This is a genomic window from Streptomyces lushanensis, from assembly GCF_001700515.1.
GTDB lineage: Bacteria > Actinomycetota > Actinomycetes > Streptomycetales > Streptomycetaceae > Streptomyces > Streptomyces lushanensis.
The window spans coordinates 1-655 of record NZ_MAUD01000732.1 but is presented as its reverse complement, the minus strand read 5'-3'; the positions used below and the strand labels follow the sequence as shown (position 1 = coordinate 655).

Annotated in this window: 1 pseudogene; it reads right to left on the bottom strand. The window is 67.6% G+C overall.

Annotated elements, in window-relative coordinates:
- Window positions 1-652: pseudogene (locus BFF77_RS32660) on the bottom strand (helix-turn-helix domain-containing protein); the annotation flags it as partial.
- Between the last annotated feature and the right edge of the window lie 3 nt (window positions 653-655).

Sequence of the window (655 nt, the reverse complement as noted above, 5' to 3'; positions counted from 1 at the left end):
GTCCAGGCATGCAGGCAACCTGGCCTCAAGCGGCACGACTTGAAGCGTCACGTTACGTAGTGCGCTGAGCTCCAACACGTGGTCGATGAGCTCCCGCATCTGCTCCGTGTCACCGAACCTGCGCCGGAACACGGACTCCTCCACGATGAAGCTGAACGCAACGTGCGGACGTTCGCGGAGCATGAGTTGGTGCTCCATGCGGGCAGTTACCTGAGCCTCCGGTTGCTCGTCGGTCAGCAAGGGAATCGTCCCCTCGAAGACGGCCCGCACGTAGCCCTCCGAATGCAACAACCCCGGCACCAGCCTGCACTCATACGTACACAGGCTCACGGCCACCCGCTCCAGCCGAGCCCACCGCCGGGACCACGCCGCCGGCGCCGGCTCGCCGCGCGTCAGGTCGTTTCGCCGCTCTCCGCAGGGCACCCGTGTTGCCCAAGGCAGCCTCCGCCCGCTCGACAAAGGTCTCGTCGGGCATCCGGCGCCCCAACTCCACCGTGTGCTTGGAGAACCGCACCCGCTCCCCGAAGTCGGCCCGACTGAGGCCGGCGTGCTCGCGTAACGCCTGGACGAAGGCCCCGAAGGTCCGCAGGCTGTCGGAGAGGTCCGGCTCCCGCTCCCCGTCGCAGGCCGTTGGGTCAGTGCTGTCGGTCATAGG